A 22,596-nucleotide genomic window follows, 5' to 3' on the forward strand; every position below is an offset into this window, starting at 1 on the left:
CCACACGAGGAACCCTGACGACGCCGCCGACGCCGCCCGCCGACTGCTCGAACAGAGCGTCGAGAAGCGCGTCGAGGCGGTCCGCACGATCGTCTCCGCCGCCAACGACACCGACACCGCACGCGCCACCCTTAGCGACGCGCAGAACCGGCACAGCAAGGCATGGGCTGACGCCCTCGCCGCCGGATGGTCGGAGAAGGAACTCCGCGCAGCAGGAGTGCCGCGACCCGAGCAGACTCGCGCTCGCGTCACTCGCTCGCGACGCACGACGTCGGCGGAGGGAACCACCGCCGAATCGACCCAGAGTGACAGCTCCGCGTCAATCGAGAACGCTGCATGACCGACCACGAAGCTGCCGCGCTCCACGGCCAGGTCCGCGCCTGGGCGGAGGGGGCCAACCCACTCGCGGCCGCCGTCGAACTGCTGATCCGATCGGGCCTCGTGTACGCCGGCGCTCCATGGGTCAAGACCGACAACGCCTGGAAGACGAGCGCCGTCGACTTCGACCGCCTCGGCTACGAAATCGGAGCGCTCAGCGGAGGCGAACAGCGCGTCGCGCGGATCGCCTCGTCGCTCGGACAGGGCGTCCCTGTCGACCTCCGAGAGGACATCGCCGGCCTCGACCTCGAACACACGCGACTGGTCCTCGCAGCGATCGCGCACGCCGCCGGACTCGGAGAGCCCGGCACGACGATCCAAGCCGTCGACGGAGTGCCGACGATCGTCCCCCGCGACGCCCTGGCGTCGTGGCCGAACGAGTAGAACGCTCGCGCACGAAGACCGCCCTCGTCGCGTAGGAACCCCCCGCTCGAGCAGTCATGCTCGCGGGGGCTTCTCCCGCCCGCGACCTGCGCGCCGGCTGCGGTCCGGCCGTCCATCCGACGCTTCACTCTTGCCTACGCCGGCCGACCGTCAAGAGCGCTGTGCGTCCCTCCGGGATGCCCCTTCGGGGCACTCCTGACGGCCACCCGACTCCGGCATCGCGCCGCTTATCGGATGGATGGCCCCAGTGCATGCTCAGCCCGAGAGCGCAGCTAGCCCGGCGCTCAAGCGCACGGAGATGTCCAGTTAGAGCGGGATGATCGTTCGCGTTCTTCCCGCTGGAGGACGCTCCGTGGGACGGAACGCCGCCCGTGCAGCCACGGTCCTTTCGTCTAGACCAGTCGCCCGCATGAGGACGCGATCGGGCGCGGAGCGACCGGAGGGCCATCGACGTGTCTCCGCCGGCGGATACAGCGGCAACGCCGCGTCACGAAGGGTCCAGATTCGCTCCGCCACGCGGTCTCGATGATCGCCGCTCGCCACGACGACACACAGCGACTTCAGCCAGTGCTGAGCGATGCCGCCCGAGAGGTCTGGGGCACGCCAGTACGACGAGGCGGCGGTCCCCGGAGCGCGAACCGTCGGGTCCTCGGCAGCGCTCACCAGCCATACAGCAGCCTCCGCCGCCTCGAGGCCGTCTTGTCGGAAACGTCTGGCTGCGGCGGGAGCGTAGGGCTCCCCATCCGGGACCAGTTGCGCGCGGAGGATCGACGCGATGATCGCCCAGCTCGCGACGGCCTCCGTGGTCGCCCGATCGAAGTAGACCGACTCACCGCGGATGATGTTCACGACCGTGGGCAGCGCCGCGTCTTCAAGACCGGCCATCCAGACGTTGTTGCACTCGTAGCAGAGCCACTTGCCCTGAGAGAAGATCATTCCGATGCCCGACTCCCACCTGTCGACGGTCGCCTCCGCGCGGCCATCGACATTCGTCAGCGTGTGGTGAGCAGCCCTCTCCTGACCGAACTCCGCGCGCAACGTGCGGCCGTAGATGTGCGAACGGGTCAGTCCCTCGGAGCCGCAGAGGATGCAGGTCGGCCGAACCTGCGGCGCGCCCCTCACGAGTCGAGCTCGACGGGCAACGGAAGAGTGACCGGAGCTGATCGAGCGTCCGCGAGGTCGGCGCGCTGCAAGGCGCGATACACCGTAGACCGACCCACGGAAAACTGCTCAGCCAACTCCGCGATCGAGTAGTTGCCCGACCGACACTCCGCGACCAAGTGCGCCTCGATCTTCGGGCTCAGCTTCGGCTTCTTGCCGCGCAGTCGCCCCTTCGCCTTCGCGACCTTCATTCCCTCGCGAGTGCGCGCCCTGATGAGGTCGCCCTCGAACTCCGCGATCATCGCAAGCACGTTGAACAGCAGTCGGCCGATCGGGTCGTGCGGATCGTGCAGCGACCCGCCGATGTTCAGACGCACACCCCGGCGCGTGAGTTCGTCCACAATGTCGCGCGCGTCACTGATCGACCGTGCTAGTCGGTCGAGCTTTGTCACGTACAACGTCGAACCCACGTCGCACGCGGCAAGAGCTTCGCGCAGCGCCGGCCGGTCGCGGTTGGAGCCCGTGAGGCCAGCGTCGACATAGATCCGCTCGAGCGGAACACCCCCGGCCGCCAGCGCGTCGCGCTGCGACTGGGCGTCCTGCTTGTCGGTTGAAACGCGCGCGTAACCCACCAGCTCAGCCATACTCCTAGTGTCCCAGTCAGCACCCCCTCATCGGACAATTCACCGGGCGGGTCTTACGGGACAATTCGCCGACTAGCGCCCCTCGAGTGACGACGGTGCTCGATCTCGCCTGCACGAGTGCTCCCACTCCTGTGCACAAGCGGAAGTCGGTCGACGAATCCTTCGGCCGCAACGTCTTCCGAGAGCGGGCGACGTCGCCGGAGGCGACGGCGGTGAATCGCGTCCGGTGAGCCACCCCCTACCGGACGCCCATCGGAACAGCCCAGCGATCCTCATCGACCGAACCTAGGCTTCGGCTATGCGCCGAATACTGGTGGCTCTCACGCCCCTAGTCATCGCCCTCGCCGGTGTTGCGACCGGACTGGCGGTGGCACCCGACGTGCGGGCGGGCTGGATCGTCCTTGGAGTGACGGCAGCCGTTGTTGGGCTCTCTACGGTCGTCGCCGCTCTCTATCTGTTCATGCACCGACAGGACCGATGATCTACGCTCGCGCACGCGCACGTTCCGACACTTCAATCAGTCTTGACGCCGGGTTGGGGATCGTCCCGTGGACGGATCCCCGTACGGCACATGTCGAGCTACACCGCCCACTGCTTGGGTCCAACTCCGCGCAGCTCATCAGGCGTGCCGGAAGAGCTAGGTTTTCCCACGACCAGAACTGCTGGCGGCGAGCGGGCGGCCGGCAACAGAATCGCCGCTTCGGGTTTCTCCTGTGGCGACGAGTGCGTTGCCCCTACGAGCAGAAGAAAAGTAGAACCAATGGACGAACGATATATTCAACTAGTAGCGGGCATTATTTTCGTTGCCGCCGCAATATTGCTGGCATGGAAAGGAAAGGCTTACGCGCGCTTCAACGCGAGGATGATACGGAGAATTTACGGGAACAGGGCGGAACGTGTCGCCAGGTCATCAACCCCGGCCACCGTATTATTTGTTTCTATAGCAATGCTTGTTCTCGGAATTTCTTTCTTAGTATCATCCATTGCTAAAATCAGCGCCTAGTCGAAGCTCTGCTTAGACAGCAAATTCCGAACGACTCAACGGTGCGTCCGAGCTGCTGCAACGCGCTGCCGCCGCAGCATCAGCAGCGGAGAAGTAGCAATAGGACTTCCGCTCCCCGCAGGGGTTCCGGTGAAGGATCCCCATACGGAACAGGCTCAGATCCGTTAAGTCGGCCTTGCAGTGACCGCGAAGTGGGCGGGCCGACCGGTCATCGCCGCTTGGGCTCAGCTCTAGAGTGGCGCAGGAAGGACGGGTTTCCGTCGCAGGGCGGACGCAGCAGGAAACTCGTCTGCTCTCCATCGACCTGAACAGAGGCCGCAGATGATCCGTCCGATTCGTGTCGTGATCGTCGTCGTTCTGATAGCGCTGTTCGTGGTCGGCTTGGCTCTGTTCAGCTACTACGACACACCTGCGGGACGAGTGGCCTACATCGTTTCCGCGGTGCTGTTCGGCATCGTGGGAGCGATCGGGGTCGCCGCCTACATCGCGTTGCCGCGACTGCGGACCGCCCGAATGGTGAGGCGTCGCCTACCGGAGGCGGTCGTGTTCGTCGCATCGAATCAGTACGACGTCCTGCGCGAGCTGTCCGCGGCACCTGCTGTCGATCCCGCGATCGATGGACCGCTGGGTGACCTGGTGACCGTCTCGATCGCCGAGGACGGCCTCACCGTCTGGTCGGCCGGCGCGGAACCTCGCCCCGTCAGGCAGATCAGCTCGGACGACATCCACTCGGTCGAGCCCGACTTCGTGGAAGCCCACCTCGGGAAGACCGCGATCCTCCACGTCCGAGCGCAGCTCGACGGCGAGCTGACGTCTCTCTCCTTGATTCCCACGATCGAACGCTTGGCGTGCGCGTTCCCGTCTTCCTTCCACAGAGCACAGGGCCTGGCGAACTTCGCGCGATCCGCGTGGACCCTCGACGGCTGACAGCGAGCGGATATCGACGCCACCGCACCGCACCGCACTGCACCGGTGAACGATCCGCATGCGGGACGGCGGCGGATTGTGCAGTCGCTGGCGATACGCCGTGACGCACGGTATGACGGCGAGCCCGCCACCAACTATTTCAAGGTCTGATTCGCCGCGCACTGCGCGCAATCGCCCTATGCAAGAAGACCAGAACTACGCAAAAGGACGATGGTGTGCCAATGATTAGCAAGAATGGCACTATCAAAAGCCCGAAAGCGCTGGCAAGGGTTGCGGGAATCAAACAGACACCAAATGAAACTAGCGAAATAAGCCAAGATTGCCTAGTGACACTCAATCGTTGATGCGAGTCAATATTATTGCCGCCACTAATGGATCTCGATATTTTCGAGGTCAAGGGCGACAGCGCCAGAAGAACTACAGCAACTAAAGCAAACGGCCACGCGTACTCCAAAATTGCATCTGCCAGCGTGTATTGCACTCCCGAGGCCGCTTCACGCATCGGTCCAGCAATCACAAGAGCAGATACCGTGTAAGAAACCGCCACAAGCAGGGCCATCCACGCGTGCGCAAGAAAACTTGCTCCTGTTGTTGCCGAAGCGGAAAGGTCACTTGGTCGACTCGAAGGCACGAGTTGAACCTAGCCGAACCTACGACCGGCGACGGCGAGAGTTGCCCGGGCCTGCGTCAGGCGCGTTCGGCCTCAGACGCGCACTCGGGCTCGGTCCGCCGCGGACGACGGAGACCGCTGATCAACGCCCTCAGCCGGCCGCCGCCATCCGCTGAACGATCCCCATACGGACGCCTCGATCGGCGGGCGGACCTCTCGCGGTTGCCTAGCAAGCAGACCGTCCTCACTGGCTAGTCTTCGCTGGTGACCTCTCCGGCCTTCGCAATAGACCTCGACCGCGCTCGCTTCCGAATCGGTGTCTTCGCGGTCGTTCACTTCGCACTCGCCGTCGCCCTGGTCCCGTTCACGCTGCTGCACTACGGCAACCTGATGCACCCGGCCTTCGATGAAGCACAGGACCTGCGCGATTTCGGACCAGCCGAGCAGTGGGCAACGCTTGGCGCATGGGTGCCGGTCCTCGTGACACCCGTCGTCGCCTTCATCACCGTCCGCCGACTCGCTCACCCTCGCCAGCGCTACTGGATAGTGCCGGTCATCGGCATCGCCGCCTCAGTGACACTCCACTTCCTGCCGTACCTCTTCTTCGAGACGCCGCAGCTACCCACCGGCGGCTGAGGGGGGCGATAGCTGCGCCGACTAGTGACCGTGCAGGGATCCCCATACGGGACAGGGGCGCCAGCGTGGACTGGGCGACAAGTTCTCATCGATCACACTTCGCCCACCGCTCGGCTCGACGTACGCTGGTCTCACGGTCAAGATCGAAGAGACATCGAGGCTCGATATGAAACGAACGATGACACCGAAAGCACTTTTCGTCTTCGCGGCGCTGTGGTGCCTCGTCGGGGTGTGGGGCTTCTTCACTTCTAACTTGGTGTTCGGATTCGGCGGTCTCGTCCTCGCGATCGGTCTCGCCGTGCACGGCATCGTTATGCTGCGGCGACGGAGGCGCAGCGCCTAGGTGACGAACACGCGTGCGCTCCAGGTTCGCTGCCCGCTGAGCCATCGGTGAGTGGAACGTTTCGAGCTACGCAGGCTCGCGGAGGCCGATCGTGACGAGTGTGGCCGCCGCGTCGCTCACCAGCTCGGCGGCGTCCGCGGCCTGTCCGTGCTGCGCGGTAACCGCGTGGGTCAGCGCGGTGCCGTCGATGTCGGGATGGTGCCTAGGCTGACCCGATGAGTTCCCCGGCACCGACCCGCCCGTTCGTGGGCGCTGCTCGCGTCGCAGTCGGTGCAGCGGCGATCGCGGTGATCCTCCACACCTACGCCTTGAGCATCGCGGCCGGCGATCCGAATCCGTTCGACTACTTCGGCTACTTCACGAACCAGACCAGCCTCCTCGCGAGCACGGTGCTGATCGTCGCCGGATCGGTCGGGCTCGCCCGCCGTCCGACTCCGGCGTGGCTGCGCTACGTCCGCGGCGCGGCGACGGCCTACCTGATCGTCGTCGCCGTGATCTACAACACCCTCGTTCCCGGTACCGGGACGGCCCCGCCCTGGGTCAGCTCCTTCCTGCACGTGGTACTCCCCGCGCTCGTCCTCCTCGACTGGATCGTCATCGCCGACCGCGGACCGCTCTCGTGGCGGCGGCTGTGGGTGGTCCTGCCCTACCCGATCGTCTGGGTCGTCGTCGTGCTCGTCCGCGGAGCGACCGACGGATGGGTGCCGTACGGCTTCCTGCTCCCCGAGAACGGAATGCCGTCGCTCGTCCTGCACGTCGCCGGCCTGACATGCGCGGTACTCCTCGCCGGCGCACTCGTCTGGGCACTGAGCCGACGCCGCACCTTCCACCTCATCTAGTTGATGTCCCAGCGGAGCAACTTCTTGACTCAGCTCAGTTCACAGATCAGACACTCACCCGCAGGTAGGGGCGCTGACCGGCCGCGGCGATTGAGGCGAGTGTCGAAGCGAGATCCTCGACGAGGCGGTGCACCTGCTCGGGTGACCATCCCTCGAGCTCGGACGACGCATCCTCCCACTGCCGCGCTGCGGCGGCACGACCCGTCTCACCTGCGGCGTCTAGCGCGCCACCCAGGCCGGTGCTGACTGCGATGACGAAGCTCTCGTAGTCATCGGTCGCCGCAACCGGCTGGTACTGCGCCGCGGGAACCTCGAGCGCTGGTGTCGAGGTCAGGATGCCTTCGAGCTCCCAGAGTCCGGTCGGATCTATGTCGCAGACGAGACCGTCCGATCCCGACAGCGCCGCGCCCGCCTCTTCATCGGAACCAGCACCAAACACACTCGCAAGAATTCCCATAGCAGTCAGCGTCTCACATAGCACCCAGCGTCTCACGTAGCACCCAGCGGTGCGCATGTGGCGGGGGACACGCGGTCGTGCGGTGCTACCTCACCTACGCCGAGGAACCAGGTCCGCAGGCTTCGCACGGCGGCTAGCGGAAGCGGTGACCCACCGTTCGTAGCACTGGAACAGCTGAATCGCGCCGACGGCTGAGACGACAAATCCGATCAGAATTCCCACGAGCAGGACTGGGCTGAGCTGGCCCCCTGTCTGATTCAAATCTGCACGAACGCCGGCCTGAAACTGCAACAGCGAGCAGATCACGGCGATCACAACACCCGACGCGAGCAGGCTCGAGCCCTTGAGCACTTCCACCATGACCACCCTCGGTCGTGAAACTACCGCAGAGTCTCCCACCCGACACCACCTCGACCCTTATGGAGATCGTTCAATGGGCCGCTGCCGGCGGGTGTTGATCTCAGTCGCGCTGTGCGTCGCGGCCGAGAGCAGGGCGACACCGCCCCCCGCCGGGCTGTCGCGTGCGGCGTCAGCTCAGCGATGCCAGGATCTGGCTGGCGAGTGGCAAGCGCGCTAGGTCTCAGGCGGGTATTCTCCGCGCGTGGACCTGAATGACCGATCGAGCGCGGAGTTGGAAGAGATGATCACGGCAGTGTGCCGTCGAGTGCGTCGACGAGCGCGGGCCAGTTTTGACTTCGGTCTGGCGGCCGGTCTCGCGGGAGGCCTGCTGCTGGGCAATCTTTTCTTCGGGGGCCCCTCCACGCAGGCTCTTACCCCGATTTCCGTCGGCTTGCTCGTCATTACGGCGCCGCTCGCGGTAATCGCTACCTACATGAACACGGTGAGGCGTGCCCCGGACTTACAAAGCATCCATGACCTGCAGGAGATTCTCTTGCGCCGAGAATCTGCTTCCTGAGCGCGCCAGGTCCACATCGAATCGTTAGTCTTCTCACCTGCTGTCTGGCGCCCCTCCTCTCGGCCGCGGTTGTTAACCAGTAATAGGGTCGGCTGGTGGTCGTGCCGTGCCGTCATACTGAGCACGTGTCCATCAGTTCGCGGGTGTTGCGTTACGCATCCGCCTATGCGCTACTGCTCGTCGTCGTCGCGATCGTGTTGCTGAACACGTGGCCCGACTTGTGGGACGAACCACTCGTTCTCGTCGTCCTCGTTCCACTCATGATCATGGCAACGGCTTACCCGAGCTTGCGTCACCAGCTTCCTCCTGAGAGGAGCGTGCGCGAAGGGCAACAGGAGGGCCGTTCCATCCGCGCCGCTGCGTCCAAGGCGGTCACTCCGCTGACCTAGAGCCGGACGAAGCGCCGGGGCTTTTCGACTCGCCCGCTCGCCAAGCACTCATGGCAGCAACAGTCACCGCCGCCGTGGTGATCGTGCTGGCTCTCATCAGCGTCGCGCAACCGGCGCTAGATCGAGGGTGACGTCACTGTCGCTCCTGGAGCCAGGAACGTCCCGTTACGGGATCCCCATATGGGACGGAGCTGAGCGGGTAGCGTCACCGGCATGACCTCGGGTTCGCGTCACCGCATTCGAGTTGCTGCCGCGCTCACAACCGGAGCGGCGCTGCTCACCGCCGCCGGCTGCGCGCCGGCGGTGCAGACGTCGGGATGCCCGGGCTGGGCGTATTTTGGATCCGCGGAAGCCCGCTACGAGGTCGCCGAAGCGGTCATCACGACCGCCTCCACTCGCGCCTCGGGAACTCAGAGCGTCTTCAGCGTCGCAGCATCCGCATACATGGTCACCGTGGATGAGACAGAGAAGGGACCGTTCATTGCAGGAGAGACAATCCGCGTCGTGTCGATGCCTGATGCGTGCAGCGGCACCGACCTCTACCCGGACGGAGACCCGATGGACACCGACCAGCCCCTCCGCCTGTACCTCAGGTCCGGGAACGGATTCTGGGCGACGCTGACTCCGCTCGAGGGCGCTGAACCGATCGAGGAATAGCCCGCCAGTCGATTCCCTTACGGGACGATGCGCAACGTCACTGCGTGACAGAGTTGAGCCGTGGAGCGCTGGTTGAACGACGAGATGCGATTGAGCGCGCCGTCGACGGTCAGGGCGGTCGACGACGATCCCACGCTCCGACCGCTCATCGAACGCGGGTTCACTCGTTCAGGTGACTCGGTTGTACTTCGGGCCTACGCCGCCTCTCGCCTCCGGACGGCTCCGCCGTCCGATGCTTGGGGAGTGGAGTGGTGGGTGAATAGCATCCACTTACGCTCGAACCTTCCGGCCGCCAACGTATTGTGGCGGGAGCAGGTGGTCGCACAAGGATTGTTCCTAATCGACGGGCTGCTCCCCCGAATGGTTCGACTCTCGGCGGGCCGTGCGGCTCAAGCCGTCCTGTCGCTTCAGTCGTCGCCAATCTCTGTCGACCCCGAAGCCGACTTCGCATCAGGGTCTGTCCATTTCACGCTCGTCCGCAGCGCAGTGGAAGACGCTCGAGCAGTGGAAGACGCTCGAGCAGTTCAAATGCGGTCGATACAGCCCGTCATGGTTGTCACCCTCGACTCGATCGACGCCTCGACTAGAGACAGCGACGCCTCCTGACGCGGGCCCAGGATCGGATTCCTTCGCCTACTGGGCGGACCGGCCTGCCCCTGCGACCGAAGCGCTGAACGATCCCAATCCGGGACGCGAAGCGCGGCTGCGATGGTCAGTCCATGCATCGAACAGTAGGCAGAGTGGTCAGCCGGTGACACCACCGCAATCAGACGCGAGAACGGTTCGCGCGAGGATCCGTCTCCGTCCAACCAGCGACGGCGGCCGAAAGGCGCCCATCGGTCTCGACGGAAGGTACCGACCTCATGTCGTCGTCGTCGGCGGCGACGGAACGCATCTCGGCGTGATCGTGCGCAGCAGCGAGGCTACTGAAGTCGATCCCGGCGAGACGAGCGAAGTGACCCTTCAGCTTCTGTACGACATCGACTACAGCTCCCTCAGCGCCGGAGCGGCCTTCACTATCGTTGAAGGCCCCAAAGCCATAGGTGACGGACAAGTCCTCTGAAGCAGTCGCCTCGGTAGGCCGCCATGCTCTGAAGACACGATCGAGCGCGTCGCCCGCAGAACTGCGCCGCAGCGTCCGCTGCGATGCTCGGCCGCACCGCGTGACGACCCGGTGATCGATCCCCAAACGGAACGGATGAATTTGCGTCGCGCGTAACGCTGCGGAGCCGGCCGGACACTACTAGGTATGGACGCGACGAAGAGCGGTGACGCTGAGACGTGGGAGCGAGGCTCCTCCGGGGATGGCGCGGCGTTCGCGCTGATCTTTGATCAGCATCGTGCCCGCGTCTTTAGGCATGCGTACCGGCTCCTGGTCGACGCCGACGATGCCGAGGACGCGACAGCGATCGCGTTCCTCGAGCTCTGGCGTCGACGCGCGTCGGTGCGGCTCATAGACGGCTCGGTTCTGCCGTGGCTGCTGGTCACCACGACCAACGCCGCCCGGAACCTCACCCGTAGCCGCCTCCGTTACCGCGCCCTTCTCGACGCGCTCCCCCACGGTGAGCATCACCGTTCAGCCGAGGACGTCGCCCTGAGCGACGAACTCGAAGACCGGCGCCTCGCCGCGGCGCTGGGACAGCTGTCACCGACCAATCTGCACCTGGTCACGCTCGTGATGATCGAGGGCTACAGCCCCACCGACGCCGCGCCCGTGCTCGGGCTCAGCGCCGGCACGACCCGGACGAAGCTGCATCGCGCTCGGGCCGCACTGCGCGAACATCTCGGACACCCCACGCTCGACCTCTACCTCCAGTCGACGCTAGGAGAAACGTCATGACCGCCCCGCAGATGAGCGACGACTTCGCCGGCGCCTTCCGAACCGCACTTATCGACCACATCGACACTCCCGCCCGCTTGCGATCCACGCGGCGCCGGTGGTGGCTCGGCGGAGGAGTCACAGCCCTCGCCCTGTTCGCCGGCACCGCGACCGCCGCCGCCACCGGCCTCCTCCCCGTCCCCGGAGCGACGGACATCACCACGATCAGCACCACGACCACCGGCACCTTCACCGGCACCAACTCCATCGACCTCGGCGCCACTCCCGACGACGCGAACGGCGTCGTCCTCTCACTGCGCTGCCTCACCCCGGGCCGGTTCGGCTTCCCGGACGGGTCGAGCCTTCGCTGCTCCTCGACCGACTTCGGAACGGGGACTGAACCGGGCATCGCACCTTCGCTCTTCCCCTTGTCGAACGTCATCGACGGCAGCATGCAGATCACCACGTCGCCGGATGCGCGCTGGTCGATGACCGCCACCTACGCAACAGCAACAACCACCGACTGGGCGACCAATGAGGAGGGGCTGACCTACGGCGTCATCAACGAGAACGGCGAACCAGACCTCATCGCCGTCACCGCCGACGACGGCGAACAAGGGTACGTGCGCCGGAGTGACCTCGAGGACGCGGACGGCACCACCGCGCAACGCTCCTTCACCACCCCGGAAGACGCCCTCGAGTGGCAGGAGCAGAACGAGGGGATCGCGCACACCATCCCCGTCTACGTCACAGACGGAACCACCCGAGTCGGTGACTTCACCGTCGGCTGACTCACCTGCGTCTACTGACTCGGTGACCCATCCCCTTACGGGACGCCCTCTAACCCGTTCCCGTACGGGACGATGCGAGCGCTAGTCTCCTCGCCGTGATCATTGATCTAGAGCCCGGCGACGCGCGGTGGGCGGCCGCTCTTCTCGTCCTCCGCGAGCTGCGCCCCCATCTCACTGACGAACTGCTCGAGCTGGTACTGCGAGAAGGCGCGCCCCAAGGTCTCCGCTTCACCGCCCTACTGCAAGACGATCGCTGCGTGGCTGTCGCCGGCTGGCGAGTAGTCGTCAACACGAGCGCCATCAGGAAGCTCTACGTCGATGACCTCTCCACCGCCGCCGCCGAGCGATCCCACGGTCACGGCGCGGCACTCCTAGCCGCCCTAGCGGAGCGAGGCCGGGAACTGGGGTGCAGCGCGATCGAGCTCGACTCCGGCGTGCAACGCTTCGAGGCGCATCGCTTCTACCTACGCGAACGGATGGACATCACCGCCCATCACTTCGCTCGACGGCTCGACCAGTAAGTGCAACGGGCTGCCTCCCCGCACCGTTCAGCAGGGGACCGCCACCGGACGCCGGATGTCAGTGGGTAGTTTCACCGTCCGGACGACGATCCCCATACGGAACGCTCAGCGCGAGTCCCTTCGTTGTCGGGTCAGCGCGTAACACTCAAATCGGTGAGTCTCGATGCGGGTACGGTCTGGACAACTCGCTGATGACCGGAGCTTCACATGACTCGCCCCTTCATGACCGACCCCGAGCAGCTGGAGTCGCTGCGCGGCCAGCAGTACCTCGTTCTCCGGCCCGCCGTCGACGTCGCCGCCTTCTACGACGAGGAGCGGTCGGCTCTGCAAGAGCGACTGCCCGATGGACTCTCCTGGCCAAATGCCGGCCACGTCACCCTGCGGGGGTTCTACGAGCCCAACCGGGTAATCCTCCTCCGTGATGCTCTCGCCGCGTGGGCGGAGAACCAGTCTCGGATCGAGCTTCACGTGGTCGCGGTTGACGGGTTCCCTCCGCCGTTCCAGGTCCTCCTCGCTCAACTCGAGCGCACCCCTTCACTCGTCACCGCCTACGCAAACCTGACCAGTCTCCTCGACCTGACCGACCTCTATCGGATCGGGGAGCTCCCGCTCGAGGAATGGGTGTTCCACCTCTCACTGATCTACGCCCGCTCGCTGGACGAGCAGCAGTGGCAGGCGGCCTATGCCCACAACCGACGAACCGTGTCTCCCGGACCCGCCGAACTCATCAACAACGCAGAGTTCGTTTGGTACGACGACGACGGCGAGCACGCCGAAACTCTTCCGTTCGGCGCGGCTACTTTCTGACCCAGACGGTCATCGGTCCCGTCTCTCCTACCTGCCAATGTAGGAGCGTCAGACGGGGGATAGTCATGGTGAGGACGACCTGGGCGAACGTGCCCGGTCCGGTACGTCGTGCGTTCGAGGACGCGATCGGCGGCGAGGTGGTTTCGGCGTCGAGTCAGTCGGGCGGGTTCTCCTCTGGAGGAGCTGATCGGCTGGTGCTCGCGGGCGGGCGTCGTGTCTTCGCGAAGTCGATCAGTCGCGCGCGCAACGTCGGCACGTTCGAGCTGCATCGTCGCGAGGCCGTGGTCGTCCGCGACCTGCCGGCGTCGGTCCCGGCCCCCGGTCTGGTCGGGATGGTCGAGCAGGACGACTGGGTAGTGGTGGCGTTCGAGGACGTCGATGGCCGTCATTCCGAGTCGAGCGAGTCGGCGGCCGTCCTCGACGCGTTGGCCGCCCTGCCTCGCGTCGATCACTCGACGCTTCCCCGCCTGTCGGACGAGCTCACACCGGACGCGTCGAGCTGGGACCGCCTCGCCACCTCAGGAAGCGTGGGAGAACTCGACCCGTGGATCGGTGCCCACCTCGACCGCCTTCGGGAAGCCTCGGCGCGGCTTCCGCAAGTGGTCGAGGGAGAGCACCTGGTGCATCTGGACTGCCGCGCCGACAACCTTCTCATTGACGCGAACGCGCGGGTGTGGCTGGTCGACTGGCCGTGGGCGTGCATCGGAGCATCCTGGTTCGATGGAGTGACCTACCTTCTCGACGTCCTCGTGCGGAATCCGGACGGGAACGCAGAAGGACTTCTCGAGCACCCCTCCTTACGTCGCGTCCCGGCGGACGCGATCGACTCGGTACTCGCCGGCCTCGCCGGCTCGTGGATCGAGACGTTGCGCGAACCGCCACCTGAGGACATGCCGACCATCCGCGAGTTTCAGCGGCGGGAAGCGACCGCTGCACTGCAATGGCTCAGGCGCCGCTGGGCCTGAGCCGCGCCCGCTACGCGATCCGCTGACTAGACCCGCGCCAACGGCGTAGCGCTTCATGCCAGAGCCACTGCGGCGTCCTGCGACCGGCGAGGATCCGTGGCGTGAGTATCAGCATCGACGGCGAGCACTACCTACTTCTGCGGAGCGCCTTCTGGGACGAGACGTCGGTCGTCATCGGGGTCTACGGCTCCGCGGAGCGGGCCCGGGAAGCAGCACGGGCCATGGCAGGCGCACCGCTTGGACCTGACCGGTGGGTTCTCGAAGCGTGGAGCGGCAGTGAGCTGCGCAGCAGCGTTCGGCTCGGATGACGTTCGGGCACCGCGCTGGTGGCTCTACTGTGGCGGTGCGGTCGAGAAGTGGGGACTTTGCTGACGCCGCACGCGACAGACCGGCGGGGGTCCGCCGGTGTCGCCCTGCTCTCGGCCGCGACGCACAGCGCGGCCGAGAGCAGCACCCGCCGACTCGACGGCCCGCTGAGCGATCCCCTACGGGGACACCCGGTCGGCAGTAGGTAGTTTCACTGGCCGGACGACGCAGCAATCCTGTCCGAGCCATACTCGACGCATGACCGCGAACGCTAGCCAGTCTTTGCCTGCTCCCAAATGGCGCCCCTATTTGAAGGTCGCGGCAATCGCAGTGGGCGTTGAAGCGGCGGCGGCCGGTGTCCTGAGTGTGTTCGCTCTCATCAATGGCGCTACCGGGCCGGGACTGGCTCTCCTCGCCGTCACAGCGGGCGCTGTCACGATCGGTGGAGCATTTTGGAAGTGGGCGACGAAGCCCAAGACGGGTCGCGAGAAGTTGTCGACGGTCGGCATCATCTCGGGCGCCCTCCTGGGCGTCGGCCTGGTAACGGGCGGCGCTGTAGAAAAGTGGCTGCCCGGACTGTTCGTTCCGATCGCGATCTTGGCGGCGGTGATAGCAGTGATCGGGGCCGTGCGCGGGGTAGTGAAGGACTGAGGGCCCGTTCATCACTCCGAGGTGTCCTGCGACGTGAGCTGCGTCCGCAACAACGGACCGCACCTGCTCGGCCCACTGCCGTAGTGCCGCATCCCTCGGTGGCAGCCACGCTCCTGGCATCGACGGCGACCTCCTCCGACTGACATTTGACTTCTCGTAGGGTTAGGTCATGCGGTCAAAAGCCGAGCTGCGCGCAGCTCTTGTAAAGGCTCAGGATGTATTCACGGAAGCGGAGATGGACTACCGCCAGCAACGGTTTCTGACGGACGACGAGCTACGGTCCTTCATGGTGGAGCAGGCGTCTGCGGAGAAGGCATCGATTCGTCAGGCTGTTGATGCCGACCGCATTTATGTTGTTGCAGGTTCGGGTGTTCGACGCGTGCATTTGTGGGACTGCTCAAGTCTTCGGGAGCAGATCGATCGAGACCGCGCCTGGTCGTTCTGGTTGCATGGGGATCCCGAAAATTTCCGCAAGGAGGTAGCTCATGGTGACGGGGGGCCGCGGATGCCTCTGCTTCTTGACCGGGCGGCGATTGAGGCCCTGTCGACTTACGTCACCTGCCAGATCTGCTCTCCGACCCTCGGTCATACGAAGAAATCGCGGGGGGAGCGGACTGCGAAGCTCACGAGCCTGTCAGCTCGACACATCGGACGCTCGCTCGCCGCCCTGGACGGCGCGCCACTCGGGCAGCTACAGCGCATCGTCACCACAGTGGACGCCGGCGGATCGAAGGTCCGGGTAGACACGACGACGCACTCCTTCACCGACGACGACCGACCGTCGGTCTTCGTTGCGCCGATCGCTCCCTGACGGTGAGGGCGACACCAGATCTGCGGCTCAGCGGTCGCGATTGGCGTCAATCCTGACCTCCGACGCTTCCAAGGGGGCGGCTAACGTTGTGCCATGAACGTTGACGACTCGTCCACCCCCTCCGCTTCCGAGCAGCCGTCACGTGAGCCGAACGAGGCGCCGCGGAAACGGCCCCTGTCGCCGAAAGAGCAGTACCTGGAGCAGACGATCGCGGAAGACTACGCCGGCCTCGGTGACGGGGCTCGCCGCGAGCTGTTCGAGGACTGACGGGTGGAGACCCCTCCCTCACTCTTCGGCGATGACGAAGGCGCATCGACGGGTCTTGCTGCCGAGCCGATGATGACGGACTCCGTCCGTGGGCAACTCCGGCTGGCCTTCGCGAAGCTCGGCGTTGCGACGGCGCGGGATCAGTTCGATGTGGTTGCGGAATTGACGGGCCTGCGAATCAGTTCTGTGCTCGATCTGACTCAACGACAGGCGCAGACCTTGCTCATCAGCCTGACTCGACGAGTCGAGTCGGCCGGCACGCGACGAACAGGGAACGCCTGGGCCGATCGCGACGAGGACACTTGGATCGACAAGCTGTAGACGCGAAACCTTCGAAGATCTGTTCGCTTCTGGGACTCGACGACAGCCCGTGATTCAGCTACCGTCGTAAGGACGCCACGGGGCGTCGACGTCGTTTCGAGGAGTCAGGCCACATGGACAGCGCACAATCAAGTTCGGCCGGCAGCCGCTCCTCGACGCCCTCCATGCCGCTGCTGGGGACGGCCAGCGTCGGGTCTCTCGAGTCCTGGGAGGCGAACCTCGCAGCACCCACGATCGACGTCGTGAACGGTGATGCTCGAGATACGAAGTTGCCGGACAACTTCGCGGACCTGATCGTGACGTCTCCTCCGTACTGGAACAAGCGCGACTACGGTCACGTCGACCAGATCGGCCTCGAAGCGACGCCAGAGGCGTACGTCTCCTCGATCATGGACTGCCTCGACGAGTGGAAGCGCGTTCTCCGTCCCAGCGGATCGATCTTCCTGAATGTCGGCGACACGTACTACCGCCGGTCCCTCGTCGGCATCCCGTCGCGCATCGAAGCGAAGGCCATCGATGCGGGGTGGGCGGTCCGCAACCGCATCATCTGGGCCAAGGAAGGCGGGATGCCGGATCCCGCCCGCGATCGGCTGGCGAACCGGCACGAGTACATCATTCATCTGACCTACAAGCCGAACTACTACTACGACCTCGTGGGGTACTCAGCCGAGATGGGCAACGGAGCCAACCCTGGCGACGTGTGGACGATCAACCCGGAACGGAATATGGGCGCTCACCTCGCGCCCTACCCTCAGGAGCTCGTGCGGCGCGCTGTTCTCCTCGGCGCCCCTCAGCAGGTGTGCGCAACGTGCGGCACCGCCCGCCGGCGGGTGGTCGAGCGCACTCGCGAGCTCGACACGACCCGACCGCAGGCGAAGCGAGCCATGGAGCTAGCGGACGCCGCCGGACTGACGGACGAGCACATCCGCGCGATCCAGGCGACCGGTGTGTCGGACGTCGGCAAGGCGACGAAGTTCCAGACGGGCACCGGGCGCAACACCCTCGAAGTGCAGCGCCTGGCAGCTGAGGCGAAGCAGGCGCTCGGTGGGTATTTCCGCGAGTTCACGTTCTCGAAGAAGAAGACGACAGGGTGGACGGACTGCGGCCACGGAACGCCTGGACGCGGAGTGGTCCTAGACCCGTTTATGGGGACGGGGACCACATTGAAGACCGCCGCCAGCATGGGACGCGACGCTGTCGGTGTCGATCTGGTGCCTCTGATGGATGCGCCGGAGGCTCCTACGTGGGGCGGACCTACGAAGTAACTCCGAGAAGCGCTCCGACCTGGCGGGCGAAGCGCTGATCCTCTGCGTCAAGGTCGACCGCGGCGAGGTCGTAACGGTAGTCAAAAACGGACACAGCTCCGACATCGCCGATCAGGTGCAGTCCGCCCGCGTGCTGATCGGTTTTTGGGTGCACCAGCAGGACGCTGGTCGTTCCATAGAGCGTGGCGTAAGTCACCGCTTGATTGACCTCGGTGCGCTCGGGCAGCCCCTTCATCAACGTATTCTTCAGCTCCGCGATCAGAGGAACGGTTCCATCGTCGCGCCGGAACACGATGTCGGGCGTCGCGTTCGGCGACTTCTCCGTCTCGACGACGGCCGGAAAATCTTCCCCATCGAGCACGAGCGGGATGTTCGAGCTCCGGTAGAGCGGCCTCTTCCCGTCCTTGTTCCCGTCGAGGACACGAACTGGCCAACTGCGATCGGTGGCGATGCGGTGGAGTGTTGTGCGGACGTACGCTTCGAACAGGTCGCCCATGTTGAGAAGCATCGACGGGAGCTTCACGTCGCCGGCGCCCTCATCGAGCGAGATCCCGCGATCGGTCAAAATCGCGACGGCGAGACGGAGCGGCTCGCGGTAGTAAGTCCGTGACGCGGGAGGTTCTGCGAGTCCTGTCACGACCGGATCCGCGAAGTATCGCTGCTGAGGGTCAGCCTCGACGTCCGTGAAGGTGCGCAGCAGACTTGCCAGCAGTCGGACGCGGCGCTGGCTGCCGGTGAGACCACGGCGGGGGCCGACGTACCGGCGGTGCAGAGTAGTGAGCGCTGCTTTCAGGCAACGGTTATAGGCGTTGTCCGTGGTGCGTTCGAACCACGAGAACTCAGCCTTGGTGGTGATCCCTCGCGCTGCGAAGTGGCGGACAGTGTTGGGGATTTCGAGGTGACCGCGGGGTCGGGACCCGGCGTCCGTCTTGCGGACATAGGTCCGGTAGAGGCCTCTATTTCGAATCTCTTCGCAGTGGCGGATGAGCGCGTCGGCGTAGATGTCGAGTACCCAGTCCGAGACGGTCGCTGCCGTCGCGTACGTGCGCAGCGCGTCGAGGGCGGAAACTTCGAAGCCGCTGCGCTGGACCATCCGCGTGAGGTTGGACATCGGTGTTCGAGGGGTGATGCGCAAGACGATTTGGTCGTTGATCGGAACGATTCCGACGATCCCGCCAGCCTGGAGTCTGAGATCAGAGCCTTTGAAATCGACTGTGAAGGCGTTGAGTTTGGCGACGGAGTCGTAGATGTCGAGCTTGCCTTCGGACGACAGGATTTCGTCCCGATCTACCGAGACGAAACCATACTCGCTGCACTCTCGCAAACGCGGAGCAGTGGACGTTCCGAGTGTCACGCGGCGTCGTTCGGCCCGGCGGAGTCATCGCTTCGGTCCGAATCCTCGTCATGCTCCTGGAGGCCAGCGAAGATACCTTCCCACCCGGACTCAACGCGGCCGCGTGTATCGGGGTCGAGCCGGAAGGCACGATCCACAGCGAACTGGAGCTGGTACTCCCACACATCACGTAGCGCCGCCGGCCCGTCGACGTTGATGAAGTACGCGTGACCGATCGCTGCCGCCGGGTTGTCTCGCGCCATCCCGTTGATCATCTGAAACCACCCCAGAAGCTTTTTCTTGAGAGGGTCTGTGACTCCTCCGAGGTCGAGGATCTCTTCCAGGGCGGCGCGGTCGGGGTCGATCTTGATCTTCGCGAATCGGCGCTCAAAGGCAGCGTCGACCTCGTCGACTCCCCTGTCGATGGGATTCATCGTGGCGAGAATCTCTAGGTTCTGAGGAACGCGCAACGATTCGCCGGAGGCCAGCGCGACCTCGAGGCCGCGCTTGCTGCGCTCGACGTAGGTGAGTGCTTCACCAAACACTCGAGCTGCATCGGCGCGGCTCAGCTCGTCGATGACGAGCACATAGGTGTGCTCTGGGTCTTGCGCAGCGGCTTCGCAGATCCTCTTGAAGATGCCCGACTTACGGTCGAAGCCTCCGCCGGAGGCGGGTACGAAACCCTCCATGAAGTCGTCGTACTGGTAGGACGCGTGGAACTGAACGAACTGCACTCGCGCCGTGTCGCCGGCTAGTGCCTCAGCGATCTGCGAGGCGTAGAAGGTCTTGCCAGTCCCGGGAGGTCCAGTAAAGATGACTCCGCCGAACGTAGGGAGCAGGTGTTGAACGAGAAGGAGCATCGGGTGATTGGCTGGCATCCGAGGCGCGTCGGGTGCGTTCGACGCGTGCGTCTCCTCGATCGTTGCGTCGACACCGATGCCCAGATCACCGGCTGTGAGGACGCGCACTCGCGGCACGAGTTGTACGACAGCAGCCATCACTCCACCTGAGCTTCGAGAAGAGGTTCGAACCACGTGGAGCCGGCCGAAGGGGCGGATGCATCGAACAAGCTCTCGAACTCCTCGTCATCGTTGAACTGGAAGCGTCTTCGGAAGGCGGTCACCACGTCCCCCGGCTCGGGGAGCAGATCAGAACTATCGTCGCCTCGGCGCCAACCATCGTCCACAGCAGTTGGGCGCGCGAGGCTCCCGATGACGGTTGGGCTGATGTCGCGACGGCGTTCGAACTCAGAGGGGTTCGCGGCTCGTAGCCGATCGAGTTCGACCATCGTGAGACCCGAGTCGGCAGGCGAGCTTCCGGTGGAGATTCGGAACCCGAAGTTGCGGAACAGGTACACGCTGAGTGCTACTGCCGGCGCGCGGTCGCCGTAGAGGAGCTTGTCGAGCGCCCGAATCGCATGGTCCTCGGGCAGGACGTAGGTCTCTCCGTCAACAAGAAACCCTGCGGTCCTTCGGATCGAGCTGGTGGCGAAGCTCCCCGCCAAGTTGTCGTTGAACCAGAAGACCGATCCGTCGCTGTCTCTGTTCCAGAGCGGTCGGTAGTTCGGTTTTTTCCGCGGTCCGCCGGGCATCTCAAGGAGAGGACGCAGCTCTGACCACTGCGGATCGAACTGCCCGTCGTACGTCCAGCGGCGGTGGACCTGCAAGTAGGCGAGGAAGTGGGGATGAATCTTGCGCTTGCTCAACGTCGCGATCGCCCATTTGACGGCATCGACCGTGAGCACGAACGTGGGGCTGCCGGCTGCATCTACCATCGACAGATCACTATGCCAGAGCGGGGAACGGCGTCTCCTGGCCGCGTCTCCACGGACGTCGGTACCCTCCTGCTTTCAGCTACGGACCAAGCTCAGCAGGGATGCAGAGTATCGGACCGTCGCATGTGGTCTTCGGCGGTGAAGGAACACCCGGCTGCTAGACATGAGGCAATCACTCTCACCTGCTTGGAGACACCCTGATGGCACAGAAGCTGACTCTCATCGATGACCTGGACGGCTCTGCGATCGAGGGTGACGGTGGAACCGTCTCCTTCTCGATCGATGGTGCGAACTACGAGATCGATCTGTCGGCGGAGAACGCCGCCGCGCTGCGCGAGGTTTTCGAGAAGTACGTCAGCGCCGGCCGCCGCGTGCGCCGGGACGGCAACGCCGGCTCCACGTCTCCTGCTCGCGGGAAGAGCGATCCGGAGCGGTTGAAGGCGATTCGGGAGTGGGCGGCCAAGAACGGCCACGAGGTCTCTCCGCGCGGCCGCATCTCGGCGCAGGTGGTGGAGGCGTACGACGCCGCCCATTAGCGAGGCGTCGCCGTAGACACGTGCACAAGTGCCGCTCGACGTCCGGACCCCGATCCCCCGGCGACCCCTGCCTGTCGCTCGTCGAGCGATCGCGGTTCCAGGAGCATGATGTGTGGCGGGTCGAGGGCCTGGTCGAGTTCGCCCGCGTCCTGGGAGTCGCGTTGGACGTCGACATAGCTCCGGGGTTCCTCGTGCTGCACGCGCGATCCGCGCAGCGGGTCGCGCCGGCACCGCTCGGCTAGGACCGGGAGTAACCGGCGCCTCTGCTGTTCGAGGTCGGTCGGGATCTCGTGGACACGTCCAGGGTCCGGTGGGAGGGTGGGCGCATGTCGAAGCCTCGGACCAAGCTCACGCGTGCTGCACTGATCAGCAACGGCATGGTCTGGTTCGGGCTGTCGTTCATGCTCTTCACAATCGCCGGCGAGCAGACCTACGCGGCGTTCACCGGTGAGTGGTTCAACGTGCTCGGGTGGGCGCTGATCGTCGCCGTGGCAGCCGGCCTGGCGGTGGTCGGGGTGATCGAGAACCGGAACATCCGGGCGGGGAAGAAGTACAAGCCGCGTCCTCGCCGCTGACTACCGCTCGAGCGCGCGTGGCCGTTCCACGCGCGTGACCGGGGGGTCGAGGGGGCTCTCCCCCTCGTGCGGGCCGGCCCGTTTCGGGTCGGCCCGCGGCGCGCGCTTAGAGCGCGAGCGTGTGGAGGATCAGGGTCGTAGAGCCGATGGGCTTTCCGAAGTCGGTGTAGTCGAGGGTCGCGCGGCGGTTGCTGATGAGGTCGAGGGCGATCAGTTCCTCCTCGGACTCATCGGTCATGTCGCCGGGCTCTTCGTCCCATTCGCGGAGCACCTGGCGGTCGGCGTCGAGGACTTTCCACAGTCCCCAGACGTGGGCGATGGGGCCGGTCGTCTCGTACTTGAAGACGAGGGCGGTCGCGGCGGGCCAGCCGTAGGCGGCCGCGGCGACGATCAGCGCTCGCGCTGCGGCGGCGGTCGCGTCGGCGTCGCCGGACGCGGCCGCGGCGTCGACGGCGACCTCGGCCGCTCGCAGCGTCGGGTCCTCCTGGTACGGGTCGAAGCGGTGGGCGGGGCGGGGTGCGGTGGTCGTGGTGGTCATGGTCGGGCCTTCCTGTGCAGCAGTGGGAGAGG

General features: G+C 65.1%; 33 protein-coding genes. 25 read left to right on the forward strand and 8 right to left on the reverse strand.

Features of this window, described 5'->3' with window-relative positions; genetic code table 11:
* Both C5C36_RS17915 and C5C36_RS16095 read left to right on the forward strand, forming a co-directional pair.
* Positions 1–340 (forward strand): hypothetical protein (locus tag C5C36_RS17915; RefSeq protein ID WP_219814914.1); only part of this gene is annotated, 340 nt, incomplete at its 5' end.
* Positions 337–762 carry a hypothetical protein gene (locus tag C5C36_RS16095; protein WP_104248180.1) on the forward strand — a complete coding sequence of 142 codons (426 nt, stop codon included), beginning with the start codon at positions 337–339 and terminating at the stop codon, positions 760–762. The genes C5C36_RS17915 and C5C36_RS16095, both read left to right, overlap by 4 nt.
* 306 nt (positions 763–1,068) lie before the next feature.
* Here C5C36_RS16095 and C5C36_RS16100 read toward each other — a convergent pair whose 3' ends face one another.
* Entirely contained in the window at positions 1,069–1,800 is a 732-nt protein-coding gene (locus C5C36_RS16100; RefSeq protein ID WP_146081537.1) for a hypothetical protein, read from the reverse strand.
* An 80-nt stretch (positions 1,801–1,880) separates the two neighbouring features.
* Positions 1,881–2,507, reverse strand: coding sequence for a recombinase family protein (locus C5C36_RS16105; protein ID WP_104248178.1), 627 nt, complete (start codon positions 2,505–2,507; stop codon positions 1,881–1,883).
* A gap of 298 nt (positions 2,508–2,805) precedes the next feature.
* Between C5C36_RS16105 and C5C36_RS17405 the strand changes: the two genes are divergently transcribed.
* From C5C36_RS17405 to C5C36_RS16120, 5 genes are all read left to right on the forward strand, one after another.
* Positions 2,806–2,988, forward strand: a complete 183-nt coding sequence (locus tag C5C36_RS17405; RefSeq protein WP_146078904.1) for a hypothetical protein — start codon at positions 2,806–2,808, stop codon at positions 2,986–2,988.
* 864 nt (positions 2,989–3,852) lie between these two features.
* Positions 3,853–4,437, forward strand: coding sequence for a hypothetical protein (locus C5C36_RS16110; RefSeq protein ID WP_104248177.1), 585 nt, complete (start codon positions 3,853–3,855; stop codon positions 4,435–4,437).
* A gap of 874 nt (positions 4,438–5,311) precedes the next feature.
* Positions 5,312–5,683, forward strand: a complete 372-nt coding sequence (locus C5C36_RS16115) for a hypothetical protein (RefSeq protein ID WP_104310032.1) — start codon at positions 5,312–5,314, stop codon at positions 5,681–5,683.
* Between the two features lie 178 nt (positions 5,684–5,861).
* Complete coding sequence (locus C5C36_RS17780) at positions 5,862–6,026, forward strand: hypothetical protein (RefSeq protein ID WP_181027262.1); 165 nt, start codon at positions 5,862–5,864, stop codon at positions 6,024–6,026.
* 215 nt (positions 6,027–6,241) lie between these two features.
* Entirely contained in the window at positions 6,242–6,865 is a 624-nt protein-coding gene (locus C5C36_RS16120; protein ID WP_104248175.1) for a Pr6Pr family membrane protein, read from the forward strand.
* A 46-nt stretch (positions 6,866–6,911) separates the two neighbouring features.
* Here C5C36_RS16120 and C5C36_RS16125 read toward each other — a convergent pair whose 3' ends face one another.
* Complete coding sequence (locus C5C36_RS16125) at positions 6,912–7,322, reverse strand: hypothetical protein (RefSeq protein WP_104248174.1); 411 nt, start codon at positions 7,320–7,322, stop codon at positions 6,912–6,914.
* 90 nt (positions 7,323–7,412) lie between these two features.
* Positions 7,413–7,682: a hypothetical protein gene (locus tag C5C36_RS16130; protein ID WP_104248173.1), complete on the reverse strand. Its 270-nt coding sequence runs from the start codon at positions 7,680–7,682 to the stop codon at positions 7,413–7,415.
* 241 nt (positions 7,683–7,923) lie between these two features.
* Here C5C36_RS16130 and C5C36_RS16135 point away from each other — a divergent pair, with 241 nt between their 5' ends.
* The 15 genes from C5C36_RS16135 to C5C36_RS16195 all read left to right on the forward strand — a co-directional run bounded on the left by C5C36_RS16135 (position 7,924) and on the right by C5C36_RS16195 (position 17,808).
* Positions 7,924–8,238 (forward strand): hypothetical protein, encoded by a 315-nt coding sequence (locus C5C36_RS16135; RefSeq protein ID WP_146076581.1) that lies wholly within the window; start codon positions 7,924–7,926, stop codon positions 8,236–8,238.
* A 125-nt stretch (positions 8,239–8,363) separates the two neighbouring features.
* Positions 8,364–8,627 (forward strand): hypothetical protein, encoded by a 264-nt coding sequence (locus C5C36_RS16140; protein ID WP_104248171.1) that lies wholly within the window; start codon positions 8,364–8,366, stop codon positions 8,625–8,627.
* Between the two features lie 213 nt (positions 8,628–8,840).
* Entirely contained in the window at positions 8,841–9,284 is a 444-nt protein-coding gene (locus tag C5C36_RS16145; RefSeq protein WP_146085359.1) for a hypothetical protein, read from the forward strand.
* Between the two features lie 901 nt (positions 9,285–10,185).
* Entirely contained in the window at positions 10,186–10,347 is a 162-nt protein-coding gene (locus tag C5C36_RS17785) for a hypothetical protein (protein ID WP_181027273.1), read from the forward strand.
* 186 nt (positions 10,348–10,533) lie between these two features.
* Positions 10,534–11,124: an RNA polymerase sigma factor gene (locus C5C36_RS16150; protein WP_104297796.1), complete on the forward strand. Its 591-nt coding sequence runs from the start codon at positions 10,534–10,536 to the stop codon at positions 11,122–11,124.
* On the forward strand, positions 11,121–11,894 hold the full coding sequence (locus C5C36_RS16155) for a peptidase M56 family protein (protein WP_104310035.1): 774 nt from the start codon (positions 11,121–11,123) through the stop codon (positions 11,892–11,894). The genes C5C36_RS16150 and C5C36_RS16155 overlap by 4 nt, the downstream gene beginning before the upstream one ends.
* A gap of 95 nt (positions 11,895–11,989) precedes the next feature.
* Positions 11,990–12,415, forward strand: coding sequence for a GNAT family N-acetyltransferase (locus C5C36_RS16160; RefSeq protein WP_104234413.1), 426 nt, complete (start codon positions 11,990–11,992; stop codon positions 12,413–12,415).
* A gap of 222 nt (positions 12,416–12,637) precedes the next feature.
* Positions 12,638–13,222, forward strand: a complete 585-nt coding sequence (locus C5C36_RS16165; RefSeq protein ID WP_104310047.1) for a hypothetical protein — start codon at positions 12,638–12,640, stop codon at positions 13,220–13,222.
* Between the two features lie 65 nt (positions 13,223–13,287).
* On the forward strand, positions 13,288–14,187 hold the full coding sequence (locus C5C36_RS16170; protein ID WP_104310036.1) for a phosphotransferase: 900 nt from the start codon (positions 13,288–13,290) through the stop codon (positions 14,185–14,187).
* 101 nt (positions 14,188–14,288) lie between these two features.
* The gene (locus C5C36_RS16175; protein WP_104310037.1) at positions 14,289–14,495 is read left to right on the forward strand and encodes a hypothetical protein; all 207 of its coding nucleotides are present in this window, start codon (positions 14,289–14,291) and stop codon (positions 14,493–14,495) included.
* A 256-nt stretch (positions 14,496–14,751) separates the two neighbouring features.
* Positions 14,752–15,144: a hypothetical protein gene (locus C5C36_RS16180; protein ID WP_146085360.1), complete on the forward strand. Its 393-nt coding sequence runs from the start codon at positions 14,752–14,754 to the stop codon at positions 15,142–15,144.
* Between the two features lie 169 nt (positions 15,145–15,313).
* Positions 15,314–15,955, forward strand: coding sequence for a hypothetical protein (locus C5C36_RS16185; RefSeq protein WP_146085361.1), 642 nt, complete (start codon positions 15,314–15,316; stop codon positions 15,953–15,955).
* Between the two features lie 93 nt (positions 15,956–16,048).
* Positions 16,049–16,222, forward strand: coding sequence for a hypothetical protein (locus C5C36_RS17790; protein ID WP_181133843.1), 174 nt, complete (start codon positions 16,049–16,051; stop codon positions 16,220–16,222).
* Positions 16,223–16,225: 3 nt separating this feature from the next.
* On the forward strand, positions 16,226–16,543 hold the full coding sequence (locus tag C5C36_RS16190; RefSeq protein WP_104310040.1) for a hypothetical protein: 318 nt from the start codon (positions 16,226–16,228) through the stop codon (positions 16,541–16,543).
* Between the two features lie 113 nt (positions 16,544–16,656).
* Positions 16,657–17,808: a site-specific DNA-methyltransferase gene (locus C5C36_RS16195; protein ID WP_219814915.1), complete on the forward strand. Its 1,152-nt coding sequence runs from the start codon at positions 16,657–16,659 to the stop codon at positions 17,806–17,808.
* Here C5C36_RS16195 and C5C36_RS16200 read toward each other — a convergent pair.
* From C5C36_RS16200 to C5C36_RS16210, 3 genes are read right to left on the reverse strand one after another with little or no spacing between them, the layout of a single operon-like run.
* Positions 17,798–19,162 (reverse strand): McrC family protein, encoded by a 1,365-nt coding sequence (locus C5C36_RS16200; protein WP_104310041.1) that lies wholly within the window; start codon positions 19,160–19,162, stop codon positions 17,798–17,800. The two genes, C5C36_RS16195 and C5C36_RS16200, sit on opposite strands and share 11 nt — an antisense overlap.
* Positions 19,159–20,139: an McrB family protein gene (locus C5C36_RS16205; RefSeq protein WP_104310042.1), complete on the reverse strand. Its 981-nt coding sequence runs from the start codon at positions 20,137–20,139 to the stop codon at positions 19,159–19,161. Before C5C36_RS16205 ends, C5C36_RS16200 begins: the two co-directional genes overlap by 4 nt.
* Positions 20,139–20,915, reverse strand: a complete 777-nt coding sequence (locus C5C36_RS16210) for a hypothetical protein (RefSeq protein ID WP_104310043.1) — start codon at positions 20,913–20,915, stop codon at positions 20,139–20,141. Before C5C36_RS16210 ends, C5C36_RS16205 begins: the two co-directional genes overlap by 1 nt.
* A gap of 200 nt (positions 20,916–21,115) precedes the next feature.
* On the opposite strand from C5C36_RS16210, the gene C5C36_RS16215 reads away from it, so the two are divergent.
* The 3 genes from C5C36_RS16215 (at position 21,116) to C5C36_RS16220 (ending at position 22,026) form a co-directional block, all read left to right on the forward strand.
* Entirely contained in the window at positions 21,116–21,451 is a 336-nt protein-coding gene (locus C5C36_RS16215; RefSeq protein WP_104310044.1) for an Lsr2 family protein, read from the forward strand.
* Between the two features lie 110 nt (positions 21,452–21,561).
* Positions 21,562–21,693: a hypothetical protein gene (locus tag C5C36_RS18150; RefSeq protein WP_258072321.1), complete on the forward strand. Its 132-nt coding sequence runs from the start codon at positions 21,562–21,564 to the stop codon at positions 21,691–21,693.
* 84 nt (positions 21,694–21,777) lie between these two features.
* Entirely contained in the window at positions 21,778–22,026 is a 249-nt protein-coding gene (locus C5C36_RS16220; RefSeq protein ID WP_104310045.1) for a hypothetical protein, read from the forward strand.
* A gap of 106 nt (positions 22,027–22,132) precedes the next feature.
* Here C5C36_RS16220 and C5C36_RS16225 read toward each other — a convergent pair.
* A partial coding sequence (locus C5C36_RS16225; RefSeq protein ID WP_219814916.1) for a hypothetical protein occupies positions 22,133–22,596 on the reverse strand: 464 nt, incomplete at its 5' end.

Source organism: Rathayibacter sp. AY1G1, assembly GCF_002932095.1.
In the GTDB taxonomy this organism is placed as follows: domain Bacteria; phylum Actinomycetota; class Actinomycetes; order Actinomycetales; family Microbacteriaceae; genus Rathayibacter.

Bases quoted from the DNA above. Each gene is read 5' to 3' on its own strand.
- C5C36_RS16095 (WP_104248180.1), top strand. From the start codon at position 337: ATGACCGACCACGAAGCTGCCGCGCTCCACGGCCAGGTCCGCGCCTGG.
- C5C36_RS16105 (WP_104248178.1), bottom strand. From the start codon at position 2,507: ATGGCTGAGCTGGTGGGTTACGCGCGCGTTTCAACCGACAAGCAGGAC.
- C5C36_RS17405 (WP_146078904.1), top strand. From the start codon at position 2,806: ATGCGCCGAATACTGGTGGCTCTCACGCCCCTAGTCATCGCCCTCGCC.
- C5C36_RS17780 (WP_181027262.1), top strand. From the start codon at position 5,862: ATGACACCGAAAGCACTTTTCGTCTTCGCGGCGCTGTGGTGCCTCGTC.
- C5C36_RS16120 (WP_104248175.1), top strand. From the start codon at position 6,242: ATGAGTTCCCCGGCACCGACCCGCCCGTTCGTGGGCGCTGCTCGCGTC.
- C5C36_RS16125 (WP_104248174.1), bottom strand. From the start codon at position 7,322: ATGGGAATTCTTGCGAGTGTGTTTGGTGCTGGTTCCGATGAAGAGGCG.
- C5C36_RS16130 (WP_104248173.1), bottom strand. From the start codon at position 7,682: ATGGTGGAAGTGCTCAAGGGCTCGAGCCTGCTCGCGTCGGGTGTTGTG.
- C5C36_RS16145 (WP_146085359.1), top strand. From the start codon at position 8,841: ATGACCTCGGGTTCGCGTCACCGCATTCGAGTTGCTGCCGCGCTCACA.
- C5C36_RS16150 (WP_104297796.1), top strand. From the start codon at position 10,534: ATGGACGCGACGAAGAGCGGTGACGCTGAGACGTGGGAGCGAGGCTCC.
- C5C36_RS16155 (WP_104310035.1), top strand. From the start codon at position 11,121: ATGACCGCCCCGCAGATGAGCGACGACTTCGCCGGCGCCTTCCGAACC.
- C5C36_RS16165 (WP_104310047.1), top strand. From the start codon at position 12,638: ATGACCGACCCCGAGCAGCTGGAGTCGCTGCGCGGCCAGCAGTACCTC.
- C5C36_RS16170 (WP_104310036.1), top strand. From the start codon at position 13,288: ATGGTGAGGACGACCTGGGCGAACGTGCCCGGTCCGGTACGTCGTGCG.
- C5C36_RS16180 (WP_146085360.1), top strand. From the start codon at position 14,752: ATGACCGCGAACGCTAGCCAGTCTTTGCCTGCTCCCAAATGGCGCCCC.
- C5C36_RS16185 (WP_146085361.1), top strand. From the start codon at position 15,314: ATGCGGTCAAAAGCCGAGCTGCGCGCAGCTCTTGTAAAGGCTCAGGAT.
- C5C36_RS17790 (WP_181133843.1), top strand. From the start codon at position 16,049: ATGAACGTTGACGACTCGTCCACCCCCTCCGCTTCCGAGCAGCCGTCA.
- C5C36_RS16195 (WP_219814915.1), top strand. From the start codon at position 16,657: ATGGACAGCGCACAATCAAGTTCGGCCGGCAGCCGCTCCTCGACGCCC.
- C5C36_RS16205 (WP_104310042.1), bottom strand. From the start codon at position 20,139: ATGGCTGCTGTCGTACAACTCGTGCCGCGAGTGCGCGTCCTCACAGCC.
- C5C36_RS16210 (WP_104310043.1), bottom strand. From the start codon at position 20,915: ATGGTAGATGCAGCCGGCAGCCCCACGTTCGTGCTCACGGTCGATGCC.
- C5C36_RS16215 (WP_104310044.1), top strand. From the start codon at position 21,116: ATGGCACAGAAGCTGACTCTCATCGATGACCTGGACGGCTCTGCGATC.
- C5C36_RS16220 (WP_104310045.1), top strand. From the start codon at position 21,778: ATGTCGAAGCCTCGGACCAAGCTCACGCGTGCTGCACTGATCAGCAAC.